This is a genomic window from Methylobacterium sp. NPDC080182 (assembly GCF_050281105.1).
Lineage (GTDB): Bacteria > Pseudomonadota > Alphaproteobacteria > Rhizobiales > Beijerinckiaceae > Methylobacterium.
Genome location: NZ_JBNNWO010000005.1, coordinates 1 through 17,316 on the forward strand (window position 1 = coordinate 1; position 17,316 = coordinate 17,316).

The 17,316-nt window shown below is 64.2% G+C and carries 11 protein-coding genes; 9 read left to right on the forward strand and 2 right to left on the reverse strand.

What is annotated here, in order from left to right:
- From ACQKQD_RS10560 to ACQKQD_RS10595, 8 genes are all read left to right on the forward strand, one after another.
- A partial coding sequence (locus ACQKQD_RS10560; protein ID WP_427508296.1) for a glycosyltransferase occupies positions 1–1,311 on the forward strand: 1,311 nt, incomplete at its 5' end.
- Between the two features lie 81 nt (positions 1,312–1,392).
- On the forward strand, positions 1,393–2,187 hold the full coding sequence (locus ACQKQD_RS10565; protein ID WP_427508297.1) for an ABC transporter permease: 795 nt from the start codon (positions 1,393–1,395) through the stop codon (positions 2,185–2,187).
- 198 nt (positions 2,188–2,385) lie between these two features.
- Positions 2,386–2,721 carry a hypothetical protein gene (locus ACQKQD_RS10570; protein WP_427508298.1) on the forward strand — a complete coding sequence of 112 codons (336 nt, stop codon included), beginning with the start codon at positions 2,386–2,388 and terminating at the stop codon, positions 2,719–2,721.
- A 64-nt stretch (positions 2,722–2,785) separates the two neighbouring features.
- Positions 2,786–3,538 (forward strand): FkbM family methyltransferase, encoded by a 753-nt coding sequence (locus tag ACQKQD_RS10575; RefSeq protein ID WP_427508299.1) that lies wholly within the window; start codon positions 2,786–2,788, stop codon positions 3,536–3,538.
- 12 nt (positions 3,539–3,550) lie between these two features.
- Positions 3,551–3,871, forward strand: coding sequence for a hypothetical protein (locus ACQKQD_RS10580; protein WP_427508300.1), 321 nt, complete (start codon positions 3,551–3,553; stop codon positions 3,869–3,871).
- A gap of 1,014 nt (positions 3,872–4,885) precedes the next feature.
- Complete coding sequence (wecB, locus tag ACQKQD_RS10585) at positions 4,886–6,025, forward strand: non-hydrolyzing UDP-N-acetylglucosamine 2-epimerase (protein WP_427508301.1); 1,140 nt, start codon at positions 4,886–4,888, stop codon at positions 6,023–6,025.
- A gap of 362 nt (positions 6,026–6,387) precedes the next feature.
- Positions 6,388–9,453 (forward strand): hypothetical protein, encoded by a 3,066-nt coding sequence (locus ACQKQD_RS10590; RefSeq protein WP_427508302.1) that lies wholly within the window; start codon positions 6,388–6,390, stop codon positions 9,451–9,453.
- On the forward strand, positions 9,450–10,619 hold the full coding sequence (locus ACQKQD_RS10595; RefSeq protein WP_427508303.1) for a glycosyltransferase: 1,170 nt from the start codon (positions 9,450–9,452) through the stop codon (positions 10,617–10,619). Before ACQKQD_RS10590 ends, ACQKQD_RS10595 begins: the two co-directional genes overlap by 4 nt.
- Positions 10,620–10,739: 120 nt before the next feature.
- Here ACQKQD_RS10595 and ACQKQD_RS10600 read toward each other — a convergent pair whose 3' ends face one another.
- Positions 10,740–13,685 (reverse strand): hypothetical protein, encoded by a 2,946-nt coding sequence (locus ACQKQD_RS10600; RefSeq protein WP_427508304.1) that lies wholly within the window; start codon positions 13,683–13,685, stop codon positions 10,740–10,742.
- A 959-nt stretch (positions 13,686–14,644) separates the two neighbouring features.
- Positions 14,645–16,051 (reverse strand): FkbM family methyltransferase, encoded by a 1,407-nt coding sequence (locus tag ACQKQD_RS10605; RefSeq protein ID WP_427508305.1) that lies wholly within the window; start codon positions 16,049–16,051, stop codon positions 14,645–14,647.
- 572 nt (positions 16,052–16,623) lie between these two features.
- On the opposite strand from ACQKQD_RS10605, the gene ACQKQD_RS10610 reads away from it, so the two are divergent.
- The gene (locus ACQKQD_RS10610; protein ID WP_427508306.1) at positions 16,624–17,313 is read left to right on the forward strand and encodes a hypothetical protein; all 690 of its coding nucleotides are present in this window, start codon (positions 16,624–16,626) and stop codon (positions 17,311–17,313) included.
- Positions 17,314–17,316 lie beyond the last annotated feature (3 nt).

The window sequence follows — 17,316 nt, forward strand, 5'->3', positions numbered from 1 at the left end:
TTCGTCCAGGCCGATCCCGGCCGGCGCGGGCGGGCGCGGCTCGACCGGGCGCGGCTGGCCCGGCACTTCGCCGGCCGGGCGCTGCTGTACGTGACCCACAGCTGGGGCGGGGGCATCCAGCGGCACATCGACGACATGGTCGCGCAGGCCCGGGCCGAGGGCCTGAGCGTGGTGCTGCTGCAGATCGACCGGACCCGCAACCTGGAGGTTCACGTCTCGTATCGCGGCCCCGAGTTCCTGTACCTGCCCAACCTCGACAGCCTGTACCTGCCGCGCGACGCGGCGGAGCTCGCGGAGTTCGTCGGGCAGCTGGCGCCGGTCCTGATCCACGTGCACTCGCTGGCGGGCTTGCGCTGGGGCGCGGCGCGGGCGCTGATGGCGGTGGTGGCGGGGTCGGGGCGTCCCTACGCGTGGACGCTGCACGACTACTCGCCGGTGTGCCACCGCAATCACCTGGTGCAGCCGGACGGGCGCTACTGCGGCCTGGCGCCGGTCACCGAGTGCCGGTCGTGCCTGGCGGTGGACGCGGACGGGTTCGAGGAGCCGGATCCGGGCGAGCGGCGGGCGGCGTTCGGGGCGTTCCTGGCCGGCGCCGCGCGGGTGTTCGCGCCGTCCTCCGACACGGCGGGCCGGATCCGGACGGTGTACCCGGACCTCGCGGTCACGGTGCGGCCGCATGTCGAGCCGGAGCGGTCGGTGCGCTCGACCGCCCTCCAGCGGCCCGGCCGAATCCGCCGCGTCGCCGTGCTCGGCGGCATCAGCCTCCCCGAAGGCGGCCTGCTGCTGCAGGCCTTGGCCACCGACGCGCGGGACCGCGACCTGCCGCTGCATTTCACGATCGTGGGCCACTCGGACCCGGCCCTGACGGGCGGGCTGGCGCGCGCCGGCGTGACCGAGACGGGGCGGTACTCCACCGACGATCCGACCCTCGACCGGGTCGCCCGGGCGGCGCTCCAGATCGCCGAGACCGGCCGCCACTGGGAGGACGACGAGACCGTCGATCTCGTCACCCAGGTCTCGGCCGACCTCGTGCTGCTGCCGTCGATCTGGCCCGAGACCTACGCGTACGCGCTGACCGTGGCGCTGCGCACCGGCCTGCCGGTGGCGGCCTTCGACCTCGGCGCGCCGGCCGAGCGGCTGCGCGGCCTGCCGAACGGCCATCTCCTGCCCCGCGCGCTCATGACCGATCCGGCCGCCTGCAACGACCGACTCGTGGCGATCGACATCGCGGAATCCGGGCTTGGAGCGCAACCGATCCCGGACGCCGCCTCCGCTGACCTCATGCGGGCCTACTACGGCCTGGCGGTCTGACGCGCCCGGGGGCGGGCCGGGTCAACGCACTTTGGCCCATTTTCTCGTCGAGACAGGCGCCGCAACGCAGAGGTCCCATCGATGCCCGCCCTCCCGAAGCCCGAATCGCAGAAGGGCCCGGTCGAGTCCTACCTGCACGTGCTGCACGCGCTGATGCTGCGCGACATGCGCACGCGCTTCGGCGCCTCGATCTGGGGCTACGGCGTGGTCGTGCTCTGGCCCTGCGTGCACGTGTTCGTGCTGATCGCGATCTACACCTTCCAGAAGCTGGCGGCCCCCCTCGGCGACAGCCGGCCGCTCTTCTTCGCCACGGGCGCGGTGCCGGTTCTGGTCTTCCAGTACATCTCCCGCGAAGTCATGAAGGCGGTGATCATGAACCGCCCTCTGACCTATTACCCGCAGGTGAAACTGTTCGACGTGATCCTGGCCCGCATCCTCGTCGAGATCGTCACCGGCTTTCTGGCCCTGCTCGTCGTCTCCTCCGTCCTCGTGGCGATCGGGACCAATCCGATCCCGGCCGACCCGTTCACGGCGATGTGCGGCTATCTGGCGGCGATCGTGCTGGGCATCGGCATCGGAACGATCAACGTCGCGATCATCGGCTTCTTCCCGGGCTGGCTGATCGGCTACGCGCTCTTCAGCATCATCCTCTACATCTCCAGCGGCGTGATGTTCCTGCCGAGCTATATGCCGGACAAGATCTACTACTGGATGAAATTCAACCCGGCCCTTCAGCTGGCGGAATGGGTACGCTCGGCCTATTACCCCTACGCGGGACTGCAGATCGACCAGCTCTACGTCCTGATGTTCGGTCTCACCGCGGCCAGCATCGGCCTGTTCCTCGTGAAGCACGTCGTCAGCAAGATCCAGATGTGAGGCCGGAGTGCCGGCGGTCTCGGCGCATCGGATCGGCCGCCCGCGCCCGGGGCCGATCCTACCGGGTCTCGCGGCCGGCGGCCGACCGATGACGCCGCGCCCGGCATGGGGCATAGCGGGAACGGGGCCCCGCAGCGCTCCGCTCCGTTCGCCGCCGGCGTCACCGGCCCACCCAGCGTCAGGATCCGAGGCCGCCGCATGACGAAGAACCTCGTTCACGACATTGATACGAAGTACATTCGCCAGATCCAGCAGCAGAACATTCAGCTGGCCGTCATGCGGGCCGAACTCGACAGAGCGGTGCAGGCGCGCGCCGCGGCCGAGGCGCGCGCCGAGGCGACGAACAAACTCTTCGACGCGTTGCTGACGAGCCTGAGACCCTACGGGTTTCGGCGCAAGCAGTTCCTGTTCGCCGTTCGGCGGATCGCTGCCGCCGTTCCGGATCACGGGCCCGCCGCGCTCCAGCACGCCGTGCTGTTCGACGGGTCGAACCGGATCCTGAAAGGCGGCCCCTCCGAGCGGCAGCGCGGCTGATCCGAGGCTGCGCGCAGCCTTCCCGTATCCTCCTCTTCACATCACAGACGCGGAACCGAGAGCGATGGCGGTCGAACTCCTGACTGTGTTCAACGCGCTGACCAACTTGCGGGACAATCTGGGTGCGAAGCCCCATATCGTCAGCGCGGAGATCGAGTTCCTGTCGTTCGCCACCAAGATGGCCCTCTTCTCCAACTCTCAGCTCCTTCAGGATCTCTGGGTCCTGTACGAACTGAAGGAGAAGCGGAACGGGTATTTCGTCGAGTTCGGCGCCTGCGACGGCGTGAGCCTCAGCAACACGCTGCTGCTGGAGAAGACGTTCGGCTGGCAGGGCGCCCTCGCGGAGCCCGCGCGCGCGTGGCACGCTGCCCTGTACAACAATCGCAGCTGCTACATCAGCGACCAATGCGTCTATCGGACAGACGGCGTCGAGGTGCTGTTCAACGAGACCGAGATCGGGGAGTTGTCGGCCATCGAGGACTTCGCCGACGGCGACTTCCACGCCGGATTCCGCCAGCAGGGTGTCCAGTACCCGGTGAAGACGATCTCCTTGAATCGATTCCTGTCCGAAGCCTGCGCGCCCCGGTGCATCGACTACATGAGCATCGATGTCGAAGGCGGCGAGTTCGATGTCCTCCAGAGTTTCGATTTCTCGCGTCACGATATCGCGCTGATCAGCGTCGAGCACAATTTCGCCGACACGCGGGAGAAGATTTTCGATCTCCTGACGGGCCTGGGATACCGCCGCCGGTTCCAACAGTTCTCGATGTTCGATGACTGGTATGTGCGCCCCGATCTCGCGGCGGCACAGGCCTGACGGTTCCAGACCATGTCCGCAGAGACCGCCATCGAGATCCTCGACTCGACGTTCGACCTGTTCAAGGCGATGGGCAGCGGGATCGATCTCGACCTGCAATGGCTCGAGATCGCGAAGCGGCTCCAACGGGTCCGGGCGGAAGCCGCGTGGTCGGCCGACCTCGACTTCATCGCCGTGAAGCTGAAAGCGCATGCCGCCTTCTACGCGGGCACGTACCGGCGTCCGAGCAGGCCGGAGCCGATCGATGCGGCCATGGCCCGCCACCTCGACGAGGTCGTCCGACACTATTCCCTGCTCCGCGCCCATCTGGAGCAGCAACTGCCCGCGCGCTAGCCGGGCTCTGAGGCCGTCGGTGCGGAAGAAGCGCCCCCACGAGCATTGTCCGGCCGGCCACTGGAGGCCGGCCCGCTGACCGACAGCGACCGGGCGTCCCCGCGATTGGCGGGCGGCGCGCGGGGCGCGCGATGTCCAGGGACGCAGAGGCCCCCGGGCCCGCTCGTGGATCACGCATTCCGGCGTCGTCGTTCAGCCGGGATCGGCGGGAGGCCGAGGGCGGAGAGCCTCCGTCGCGCTCGTTCAGCCCCGCGTCCCCTCCGCGAAGGGCTGACCCGTCATGCCCTGCGCTGCGCCTGCGAAGGGCGATCCAGCGATCGACCGGCCCGGGCCGCCTCCGACATCGAACCGTCGTCTTTTACGGCCAAGCCCGACTCATCCGAGCACGCGGCGCATGACACCCCCAGCGGTGATGATGTCCGCCCAGGAAAGGCGCGCCCATGCTTCCCGAAGTCCGTCCTGGGGTCGCGATCGGGACGCCGCACCGGCCCCCCTCGCTGAACCGCGCGCCTGTCCCCGGCCGGCTCTCAGCGCTCCGCGACCACGGCCATGGACGCTCGAACCAAGATGATTGACTGGACTTCGGCGGCGCCCCAAGAGTGAGCGCCGATGAGGGCCTTGCGTCACCGCTCCGGCTGAGCGGTTGTGGACAGTCCGCCGTTGCCCTAAGCATCCTGGCAGCTATCCGGCATCAATTCGAGACAACCTGACCATGCGACGCTGAATCACGCTCGAGAATATCGATCTCTATAAACAAAGCGCCTGCGCATGTTCCTCGAGCGTCGGACAAAAATTGCGATTCATTGGAACCGATCGATCTGAGTGAACCGAAGCCTGAAGGGGAGATCGACCATGCTCTCACGAGCCGAAATGTCTCAGCACATCAGCCGATATTGATGACACGCTTCGATGACCGGAATCGTAGATCGGTTGTCCGTTTGTGAGAATGATTGAAAATTTAATTCATAGCATCGCAATGCAACAGATTGTAAGACGAGAGAGACGTCCGTGAGAATGCAGAAACGCGTCATGTGCGTTGTCGGAACGAGACCGGAAGCCATCAAGATGGCTCCCGTCATTCTCGCTCTGCGCAACCAGGACTGGGCCGCCACACATGTCGTGGCGACGGCTCAACATCGCGAGATGCTCGACCAGACCTTGTCGGCGTTCGGGGTCGTTCCGGATCGCGACCTCAACCTGATGAAGCCGAACCAGACGCTCTCCGAATTGAACGCCCGGGCCCTGACAGCCATCGACGACGAGATCGTGCGCGCGCAACCCGATTTTCTCCTGGCGCAAGGCGACACCACGACCGTTCTGGCCGCCGCCACGGCGGCGTTCTACCGGCGAATCCCGTTCGGGCACGTCGAGGCGGGCCTACGAACCTTCGATCTGGACAATCCGTTTCCGGAAGAATTCAACCGCGTCGTCACGAGCAGGATCGCGCGGCTGCATTTCGCACCGACGGAGAGCGCGAGACGGAATCTCCTCAGCGAGGGCGTCGACGAAGGCCGGATTTTCGTAACCGGAAACACCGTTATCGATTCGCTCCTGCACACGTCCGCGAAGACAGAACGCACTCCGAACGCGGACTCACCGCAGCGCAAACTTATCCTCGTCACGGTCCATCGGCGCGAGAATTTTGGACAGCCCATCGGTGACATCTGCACGGCTATCGAGACGATCGTCGACACCAATCCCGATGTCGAAGTGCTCTGGCCGGTACACCCCAATCCCAACGTGACCGAGATCGTGCGGGGCCGGTTCGGCGGCAAGGAGCGCGTGCGGCTGGTGGATCCGCTCGGCTATGTCGCCTTCGTCGAGGCCATGAACGCAGCCTACCTGATCCTCACGGATTCCGGCGGTGTCCAAGAAGAGGCGCCCGCGCTCGCGAAGCCTGTCCTTGTCCTGAGACAGGCGACGGAGCGGCCGGAGGCGGTCGAAGCGGGGGTCGCCCGCCTGATCGGCACGGACACGCAAGCGATCGTGGCGGAAACCGATCAGCTGCTCCACGATCGGAGCCACTACGAGACCATGGCCCGAGGTGGCTCGCCCTACGGGGACGGCAAGGCGTCGGCGCGCATCGTCGAGGCGGTGCGCGACCTCTTGATCGGGAGCGCGCGAGGCGGCGAGCGCCCAGAAGGCCACCTCTAGCGCGCCCGACATCGGAGCCGAGACACGCCAGGGACCGACCGGATTGATCGTGCAGCGGTGGCGCTCTCGATGCGCCGACGAACGAAGTGAGCAAGGTAGCGCGGCCGGCACTGCGCGGGCAGCTACGATCGCGCGACAGGCGCAGATTGCAGCCCGATGATCGTGTCGGCGCAATCGCTCCCGATCGGGCGCCTGGCGGCATCCTTCACCGTCACGATCGCTGGCGAAACACCTCGCGGCCGCCGCGTAGCGCAGCGGAAGCACCAGAATCTCCGACTCAAAGGTCCGCCATGGCGAATCGACTTGTCCTATGCGATCCCAACATCGTCAGAGACGGCGGCCACTACCTCGAATATGCCAGGATGGTTCTCAACGCGGCGGCGCAGCGCGGCTTTCAGCCGATCCTCGCCGTCAATGAGGCGTGCCGCGCGGACATTCCCGAGGGCTGGGACGTTCTCCCGGTCTTTCAATACGGCTTCTGGGGCCGCAAGCTCCGGGGGGAGGAGTCGTCGGCTCCGACCTTCACCGAGGACGACCGTAGTTATCTAAGACTCAAATATTCTTCGCTCGGTCTCCTGTGGGCCGCGGCCGGAGATCTCGGGGAGTTCCAGCACTACAATCGCTCCTACCCGCCCACGGGCCGCGCACTGGATCGCATCAAGTCCCTGTCGGAGATCAGGCCTCTGGTCGATCTCTACCTGCGCGAGGATCTCGCCCGGCGGAACAGCACGACGCCCCCGGAAGATTGGTCGGCGGAGGAGCGCGCGCAATCCTATACCGCGCTTCGGGAAGCCATCCGCGCGGCGCTCACATCCCTCAAGGGGAAAGCTCCCCTCGAGCGCGCGCTCGCCAGCGCGGCGGCGCGAAACGCCATCCTGTCCGACCGGCAGGCCCGCGATGTCGGAGCGTTGCATGACCTGACCGATATGGCGCACAAGGCCGCGGCGTTCGACCAGGCGCTGTGCCGGGTCATGGAATCCGTCCGGCCGACGGAGAACGACCTCTTCCTCTACCCGACGATCAACTATTTCGAGTTGCGCGGCCTGAAGAGCGTCCTCGACAGGGAGTCCGGCGCAGCGGCGCCCAGCCACCACGTCATTCTCCGTCGCAATGTCTACTCCGGCTATCCGGGCAATTTCGACAGCCAGGAATGGGACATCCACGCGAGCCGCACGGCTCTCGCTCTCCTGGGAGACGCGCGTCGGCGCACCCGCATCCGGTTCTACACGGACACGCCGGCGCTGACGCATCAGTACAATCTTCTGGGCAGCACGGATTTCCTGACCGGGCCAGTGCCGGTCGATATGGTCGGCCGCACCCGGTCCGGCGACGCGCCCTCCGAAGATGGAGACCGGCGTCCGACGCTGATCATCTACGAAGCGCACGACGTGCAGCAGGCCCGCCTGTTCCTAGAGCAGCTTCGCGCGGCCGCGCAGGATCTGTCGGTACCCGTCGTCGTCAATGTGGTCATTCGCGGCGAGCAGTGCCTGTACGAGTTCGAAGTCTCAGGTCTCGACGATCACCACGGAGCCGTCGAGGTCCAGTTCATACTCCCCGATCAGGTCGACCGCATCGATGCGGACCGGTTCTCGACCATCGTCTTCGGCACGTGGCGCGACAACTACGTCCGCTTGGCCCTCCAGGCCGGTGAACGCGGCCGCCCCGTCGTCGTCACAGCCAACAGCTGGCTTGCCCGGATCCGCACACGGGACGCCCGCAACTTCCACGATCAGGCGCTCTCCGACGCGAGAACCCTATCGCGGGCGGCATTGCCCGCCGCGTCGTGGAACCGATACGATTTCGCGACCGGCGTGTCGGCAGCGGTCGCGGCGTCGGATCGACTGGTCGTCGAGGACGGGGCGGCGACGACCGTCGATCTCGCCGTCGCGACCGGGGCCGACACGGTGCGCCTCGTCATGCGGCGGTCACCCGGCGTCAATTCCGAGGGACCGCTGCACCTGATCGCGTTCTTCACGTCGGGCGAAGCGTCGGGACATTCGGAGGGACGCCACGATCTCGCTCTGGTCGGTGGCGAAGACGAGGACCTGTCCGTCGTGCTGCCCGTGCCTGCGGGAGCCGCGCGCCTGTCGCTGTCGCTGTGCAATTTCAGCCAGCCGGCGGCCATCGAGATCCGCGCGGCGGAAGCCGTCTGGCTGAAGGCGGGTCGCACCGTCCCCGCTCTGCCAGGTGGTCTGATCTTGCCGGAGCTCGTCGGCGACTTTCGCCATTCCTGGATCACGCCGCTTCGGAACATCGAGGCCGCCTATGCCAGCTACGCCCGCAGCGCGGCCGAACATCTGGAACCTCTCGAGCTCCGCAAGAGGATCCTTCCGCCGGATCGGCCACTCGTGCTCGCCTATCTCGGGGACGCCCGCGAGGAAAAGGGCTTCCACCATCTCCCGGACCTGATGCGCGCGACCGAGGCGGACCGCACCGCGCCGGCCCTGATCCTGAAATCGCAGGTCTATTACACCTCGGACTACCCGGAACCGGCCTGCTTGACGGCGGCAGCCCGCCTGCGCAGCGCGTCGCGCGACCGTGTGACCCTGATCGAGGGGCCGCTCAATTCCCGGGATTACGCGCGCGAGTTGCTCAAGTCGGACGCGATCCTGATCCCCTATCGCCGTGCCGACTACATCGCCCGGTCGTCGGGCATCTTCAGCGAGGCGTTGGCGGGGGGTATCCCGGTGATCGTTCCGACCGGGACGTGGATGTCCGCCGAGTGCGACGCCCTCACGTACGGTCAGCACGAGACGCTCATCGCGCGAACGGACCGCACCGCGATGGCGCAGCCCGCCTTCCACCGCCTGATCGGCAATCAGACCGCGCCGATGTCGGCGCCTTCCGGCCGCGTGCCGATCTCGCGCGGCGCACTCGCTTGCGCGCATTTCGAGATTCCCGACGAGTCCGACTATATCTGGATCACCTATCGGCCGGACCCGAATTTCCGGCACGTTTTCACGCAGTTCGACATCTCGTACCAAGACAACTTCGAGAACGGACGCGAGATCGCGATGGTCAAGCGGGTTCTCGGAGGAAGCACGGCTTCGACCTTCTCGCTGCTCGCCCGTGTCCCACGGGCCGCGCGCGCCATCTGGTTCGGGATCTACAACGCGTTCGGCTTCGAGCACCACGAGTTGCGAGACTTCACCATCACCTTCGTCCGGCGGGGCGGCCGTCCGCTCCCGGAGACCGCCGGCGGCGTCGTCTACTTCTCCTCCGATGATGAAGCGGCGTCCAGGAACGAGTTGGCGGCTGCGGTGCTCAGGTTGAAGCGCGATTACGGGACCTACGCCGCCAGCGCTGAAGCGATCCAGCCGATCTGGGCGCAGCGGCACGATCCGCAGCGACTGATCGAATTGTTGGAACTCCCGTTCCCCGCAACCGAGCCTTCCGACCACGCGCGCTTTACAGGAGCCGATTGGTGAATCAGATGGCAACACCATTCGAGTCCGGCCCGAGCGCGGGGGACCAGACTTTTCCGGGCCGGCCGCCACGGATCGCCGCCGTGTTCGACACCTCGGTCGGCTACGGTTCGCCCCAGCTGGAGTATCTGACAACCTCACTGGCGCAATTCTACCGGGCCGACGAGTGCTGGCTCATCGAACCGGACGTCAAAGGCAAGCGCGGCCTGCTGGAGCGCGAGGGGCTGAAGATCCGGCGAACCGCCACCAGGATGCCCGCCCATGGCGAGTTGCACCACATCGATTACAATATCCAAAATCATCGATGGCTTCGCGATTACGATCCGGACATCGTCATCGTGACGAGCGGGTCGAGCCTGCCTGCCGTGCTACGGCTCCCCCGGAAGCCCCCCCTCGTCATTTACTACATGCTCGAGAACATCGAGTATCAACGCTCGGCCAGCGGCGGGTCGCTGATCCAGTTGAACCGCATGTTTCATCCATGGATCGACCTCATCTGTGTGCCCGAGATCGATCGCGCCGGGTTCGATCTCAAGTGGCTCGGTTGGGAGACTGTTCCGACGCTGGAATTGCTGAACGTTTCCCTCGAACGGTTCTCGCGCCCGCGCGCGGCGAGCGACTTCCGGATTCTTCACGCCGGGTCGATCTGCGAGGACACGCTCTCGCACTACCTCGCGGACGCGTCCAAGTTGGCGATCAAAGTGGATGCATTCGGCATCCTCGCGACTCAGGCAATGCGCGACCTGTTTGTGGGGCTCAGCGGCAGTTCGGTCGCCTATCGCGGCGTTCTGACGATGTCCGACCTGGACGCGATCTACAACGATTACGCCTACTCGCTCGTCATGTGGCGCCCGAGCAATATCAATCAGATATACGCGTCACCGAACAAATTTTTCCAAAGCATCGCCCGCGGCGTTCCGCCCATCGCGGCGCCACACCCTCAATGCGCCCGCATCATCCGCAAGTACGGCTGCGGGATTCTCATGGAGGACTGGACGCCGGCTGCGTTCACGGCAGCGCTTCTTCGAGCGCAGGATCTCTACGGTTCGAGCGCGTACGAGGCGATGGTCGAGCGATGCCGGGCCGCGACGGAAGCGGAATTGAACTGGCCGGCGCAGTTCGCGAAAGTGGAGGCGTTCCTTCATAGCCGCGCCGGACATGCGACATAGGCTTGCGCTGGCCGGGAGCATTGTCGCCGCGGCTCGCGCGACTGAAGCGATAGGCAGCGGCGATCCGATGGTCGAGAGAGGCGCCCCGACCTCCGGGAGGCGGGCCGAGGCGTCCGCCGCTCAGGTCGGGAGGACGGTCGGCGACGGGGGCTGACGCAGGGATTGAAGCAGATCCTGAACGATCGGGACATCCGGAGAGAGCGCGTCCGCCCGCATCAGATCCTCAATGGCTCCGTCGATGTCGTCGACTTTAACCTTCAGGCATGCGCGCTGATAATGTGACCAGAACGGGTCACTCCCGAGCGCGATCGCGCGATCCATGACATCGATACATTCAGGCAGGGCGTGGCCGAGTCGGCTCAACGACAGGCTGCGAAGATAGTTGAGCTGACCGTCACATCGGTACTCCGGCGCGCCACTCTCGGTCAAAGCCAGGACGCCGGCGTAATCTCCGCGCTCATACAACGCGCTCGCGTTCGCGCGGACGATCCTTGCTTGATCGATAGTCCTGAATGCATCAGAGATATCGAACCACATTCCACCATGCCCGACCATGTTCGAGACTATGCGCTCGGGACTGATGTTCGCGCTCTCAACCTCCGGCCTCGATGGATTGATCGGCCAATGTGGAACCCCACCCCAGGTGGCTCCTCGATCAGCCAACCATTGCAGATGACCCTCGAGTTTGACGCGTCGCCGCTCAACTTTTCCCGCAACCTTTATTTTTCCGGCGACAAATTTGTGCTGAAAATTAGCGCGCAAGAATCGGCCCAACGGCGTGTCGAAATTCTGATAGTAAGCCAGGAGAGCGGCGAACTCGGCGGGCAAGATGAGCGCCCGCTCGGCAGTGCGAGCTTCGCGCAGCATGCCGACACGCAACGCGGTGGTGGGGCACCACCCAGTTACGAAATAATGGTTTCGATAGAGTGCCGCGACCACGCTCCCCGACGGAAGATCCTCCGGCAGCGCCGTCGTCGCGTCGACGAGTTCTGGGAGCTGTGCGGCCAACGCCGCCAGAATACTGCCCGTAACGGTCAAACTATCGATCGTAAGCTGCAGGAGCCGCGTCCGTCGATTCGTTTCCTCCGACGCGAACCAGCTCTCCCGAAGATCGTCGATGGCGAGCTCGAACGAGTCCCACGACCGGTCGGACAATCCCGATGCCCGCAAGCATCGGAACGAGTGCTTGAGCCCTCCGAGCGTCAACAACATCAGACGGACATCGACGTTCCGCGATATCAAAGAAATCCTGTTCCAGGTCCAGAAATAATGGCACGCCATTTCAGCCAGACTGACGATCAGCAGATCGTTGTCCGGCGGGCTGAGCGTGAGATCTCCGCTCCCTGCTCCAGGTGCGCTTCTCGGAAAGATTGGATAGAGATCCTTTAGTCCATCAACTTCGTCTCTGGACACGATAATCGACGGCGGATGGAAGAACAGCGTGTTCGGGGGTTGCGGCGATTGACCTGGATAATCCTCGAGATCCTCCAGCGGGGAGAGCGCATCGTGCCTGCCGACGGCGAGGATGACGTCGATATCCGAGATGCCAGGGTTCCTGACCGATCCGAACTCGATGAGTTCGGCATTCGGTAGCCGTGCCTCGACCGAGCGCGCCAAATTCGATCGGGCCTCGTCATATTCTCCGCGGCTGTGCGCCTGTGGTGGATTTCGCCAGAGCCAAGTCGACCCGGCCCGGCGGGCCATGCACGCCCGCCAACTCGATTCGCCCGACCGCTTCACCTCGAAGGCTTCGCAAACGTTCAAGACTTGTCCGGCGAAATCCGGCCCGAGATGTTCCAGCAATTGAGGGGAGGGCTGTTGGGCCCGGGCGCGGAGATGGAAGGCCAGACCGTCCTCTCCGTCTCCGAGATGCTCCGCGTTCCCGTAGAGATTCTGGGACCAAACGGCCATCGCCCTGCGAAGCACATCGGCGCAGTCGCGCGGAAGCGCGCGGAGAAACGGCCCGAATGTGTATTTCTTGTATCGATATTTTCCGTCAATCTGAAGAGCGAATGCTGGAAAAAGCAAGAACGTATTGACAAAGAGTTTGTAGTGAAAGGCGGTATGGGGCACACCATGGAAAGCGAGAGAGCGAAAATATTGGCGCACGGTATTGTAAGCATAAAGACGCTCGAACGCGGAGTCGCGCTCTGAGACGACGATCTTCCGGCCTCCCTCACCGACCATAGTCAGGGCGTATTTCAGAACGACGAGGGGGAAATCAGCCTGGGAGTAGAAATCGATATCGGCTGGACCGAAGATCAAAATTCCATGGTGCTGAAGTGGATCCGTCCTGTACAGAAACGGCCACAGATTTTTCAAAGATTTTCGCAGTCTCAAGATGGCATCAGGCGAATCGACCACTTCACGCTTGAGAATACCGAACAGATCGATGTCGGACGAACCTCGCACGTAGTCCAACGTCGCCATGCTCCCGAAGACGCTCAGGTGCTCGAAGGCCCATGCCAGATCCGACCGTGCCCATAGGGTGAGTTCCGCGACGGCTGAGCGATAGGCTTCGTCCTTCCGGGCATACTTATCGGGCTGCAGTGTCCGCGGCAGCGTAACGGTGACACGTCGGACTTGAGGTCGTACCGCCCGCACGAGATCGCCGAGATGGCGATAATGCGCGCTGACGAACCGGGCTAAGTCTTCGATCGTAGGGTCGCCGGGCTCCTGTGCGAGTTCGGCGAGGGCCCGCTCCACGGGTGCGCCCGCGGAAATGCCAGATTCGCGGAGGCTTCTCAGCATCGCGCGCATATCGTCGATACGGAGTGCGTAGCGGTCCATTCTCCCGTCTGACCGTGGCGGTCGTCCATCGAATCCGAGATCATGGCCGTTGAGCAACGTCATGAGGATCTGGCGGACGTGTCGCTGGAGCAGGCTCAGGATGAACGCTGCGGGGTTTCCGGGTACGACCTGCCTCGCGACGCCCGAGAGACCGTCGGTGGACTGCGCGGCGCAGATGAAGGGGTCGATGTCAGGAGTGACTCTCTCGCCGGGCAAAAGGAGAAGACCGCCCTGCTCTTGGCGGAGGAAGCACTCGATAGGAAGTCTGTCTTTCACGTCTTGGAAATTCCTCAGACTGCGAGGCCGCGGCCAACCAGGTATTCAGCGGGCAATACGGTGGCGAAGCGGGTGTCTTCCGGTCACATTATACCGCGGTGATTTTGCGGTACGGTATCCGATGCGATCGAAGGGCGGCATTTTTGTCAGAGCCCCTCGAGGGAACCATGCGCGCTGCAGCCGGTCCTGTCGATCTCGCTTCGACGAGCCGACGTGTTCGGAGCGCGCCGGCGCCGTCGGTCGAACCGGGCGGCCGGGATGGGAACCGCACCGAGGACGCAACCGAACGTGGCGGCCACGCGCAAGTCCGCGACGTACCGGTGCTCGTGGCCGTTCTCGAACAGGAACGCGCGTCAGGCGCGTTGGTCAATGAGAGACAGACGAGACCGGGTCGTCGAAGCGGTGCATCACGGTGTCATCCCTGCCCGTTTCCGGACGACGCAGAGGCGGCGGGCGGGAACAGAGGCCTTCGACCCACATGGCCGTGCCGTCTTCAGAACGTGCGCGCCACGTCTCGCTTCAACCGGGACGAGACGATCGCGATCCGACGGTCCGGCGTTCGCCGGGCGGTGGCGATCGAAGCGAGTCTTGTCGGCGTCCTCGGACGGTGAAGAGATGACCTCGCCGAGGTGCCGGCCGATCAGAGCGTGCGCCGCTCAGGTGCCTTCGGCGACCGCGGTTGCCGCCGCGGGAGCGTTTGGCGACCCATGATCGCCGGTCAGCATCGCGTTCCGCTCAACTCCGCTCGCGTTCAGCGCGCCGATTGTCGTGACGCCGTTCGAGCCACTGTGCCGGTCGACCTATGTCGGGTAAGCGCGCAGCAGGGAAACGACCGACCCCGAGATGAGAGCGGACCGGCTTCGGCCGATCCGCGACGCGGAACCGCCGAGCAGGTTCACCCGGTGCTCCGGATCTGGACAGCGGTCATGGCACCTCGATCCCGTTCACGGGCCGAGGCCTCACGACCCCGCCAGACTGTCAAGCAAGGCGTTGTTGTCGGGATGGTGCGGACTGGCGCGCTGCGCGGCGAGCGCAGCCTCCCGGGCCTCCGATTTTCGACCGAGGGCGTTCAGGACGTGGGCGCGCCGGAACTGTCCCCAGAAGGCGTCGAAGCCGAGGCTCAATGCACGGTCGAACAATGCTGACGCGTCGTCCAGTCTACCCTGTGCGGCAGCCGACATGCCGGAGAGATACGCGAGGCGCGGATTGTTGGGCTCGACTCTGATAATCGGACCAGCGAGCCTGTCAAAGATATCAGCCCGGTTCTGATTAATGCATTCATCGAGCACAGGAAAGATCTCTGCGATCGGCGCTCCGAATGGATCAATGATGTCGAGAACGTCGAGATGCCGTGCGGCCCCCGCGTCGAGCGGAATCGTCTTCACGTCGACGCCGACGATTTCGATCAGAGGATCGTCATTGAGCACCTGCATGCACAACGTCACCGTATTGACAGTTGAACTATAGCTTGTGAAGGAAAAATTCGGCTCACAAATCAGATAGTAATCGGCATCGCTCCGGACGATGCATCGACCCCCGGCGATCACCGAGCAGGAGAGGCCGGTCCGGTTACGTCCGCGCGTGAATACTTTGACACACGATATCCCTGGCTTCACCGGGATATGGCACAGTGTCGTCTTGCCGAACTGCTCAACCTCATGGTCGACCCGCTCGAAGGCTTGATCATTCGCGACCTTGAGGAAGGAATTTTCCGGCCGATCAAGCTCGGCCTCGTGCACGAAGAGAATGTCTTCGACCATGCCGCCGCCTTCGAAGTCGGCGGCATCTCGTACGAGATCGAAATTCTTGAGATTATAGGCCCGATAGCCTCTCGCGGTCAGAAAATCGTAGGGCCGAACATCTTCCTTGCGCATCTCCAGCAGGAGGACCGGCCGGTGTTTCTCGACGAGCGTTTCGGCCCCGAGCAAAGCGTCGTATTCCGCACCCTCGATGTCCATCTTCACCAAGCGCGGCGGACGCTGCGTGCAGAATAGATAATCGTCCAAAGATATCGTCGGTACTTTTATACTCTTCGCACGATCGTCGGCGAAATAGATGCTGTCCGTATTAGAGAATGAATTCTCGAACAGCTCGACCTCGATGCCGCTTTCCGTATAGACCGCCGCGCCGATGACTTCCGCGCTGCTCATGGCGTTGGCGGAAACGAGCGCCTCCAGGATCTGAATGTTCCTCGGGCTCGCTTCGAAGCACGAGACCTGCCCTGCGGAGCCGACCAGCTTCCAGAACGAGGTCGTCAGCCAACCACGATTTGCACCGACATCATAGACGGCGTCGCCGCGCCTTATGAAATGCCGCGCTGCGAGTTGGACATGCTGCTCGGCGACGGAGATGGGTGGACCGGACATGCGGGTGCGGACCTCTGATTAACGGACTGCCTGCTTTGGCAAACTGTAGCACAGCGTCAAGAATGGAGCCGACGCGGAATGACGTTGACCGCTGGGACGATGCGTCCGTTGCGGCGCAATTGATGCGCCGGAGCGCGGTGGGGCCGATTCCCCAAGCGCCCGCGATGCGATGACGGGATAGGCCGATCGCTGAATCGCGGCGCTGGACACTGCGGCCGGGCCGCGCGTCTCGGAATCGGGCCGTGCGGCGCCCTGATGGCCACGCGCCTGCCGTCCCTGGGGCGCCTCGCAGCGTGGCGGGCGTCCCCGGCATGCCTTTTCCGGAGGGGAATTCGGCACTCGCGCAATAACCCTCGCCATCCTCGCTTCGGCCTGCCATGCCTGCCGCGGCGCGCGCAGAAGGAAATTAAACCTGTTGCCGTCGGCTCGCATTGTATGTGATACGCAGGTTCATAGACGGGGAGTCCCGTCCCGGCAATGGGTTTTCGAGGGCAAGCGGTCCGCATTTCGACAAGTACAAGCCTATCACGTTGAAATTTGTCCGCTCATCGACCATTGAGTCTGCCACCCTGATGCAAGTGCAGGACATCTCAACTTCTGGAGCCGTTGTTTATATTGACCGCCGAACCGCCGTCCTCAAGATTCCGATGCGCGGATCTTGCGCGGTGCCGCTCGGGGTCTTAAGCCCGACATCTGTTGACCTCATCGCTTGGTCGTTCTCCGGATTTACCGGACAGCGGGTCCGGGATCCGAGCTGCTTCCTTGTCCTGGCCTGTGAGGAGGAGAGTACCTTCTCCAGTCTCTCATCTGTCACGATCCGCACGCATTTCGGCGATCGGCGCGTCGCGATGACTTCGACGATGACGCCCATGTCGGACGAGGAAACTTCCACCGTCGCGAAGGCGCTCGTATCCGCGTTGACACCGGGCAACCTCGCGCATTTTGGTCCGCTGATCCCGTTCCTGAGAGCGGGACTGGACGCAATCCTCGCCGAGGACGAGGCCGGAAATCCGGATGTCCGGTGCGGCGATACGGCTGAAACTTGGTTGGCGCACAAGATCGACTTCGTACCGGATTGCATGATCGTGCGGTCATCGACCGGTTACGCCTGCAGCCCGCTCACAGCCGTTCGATTCCATGCGGCGCGCCGAGGTGCGGTGTCGCTCACGACGAACATTCCGCTGAACACGCAGCGCGCCGACGGGGCCATCCTGAGCGGAAATGGCCGATACGTGGCGGCTCGCGTGATCGGAGCGTTGTGAGCG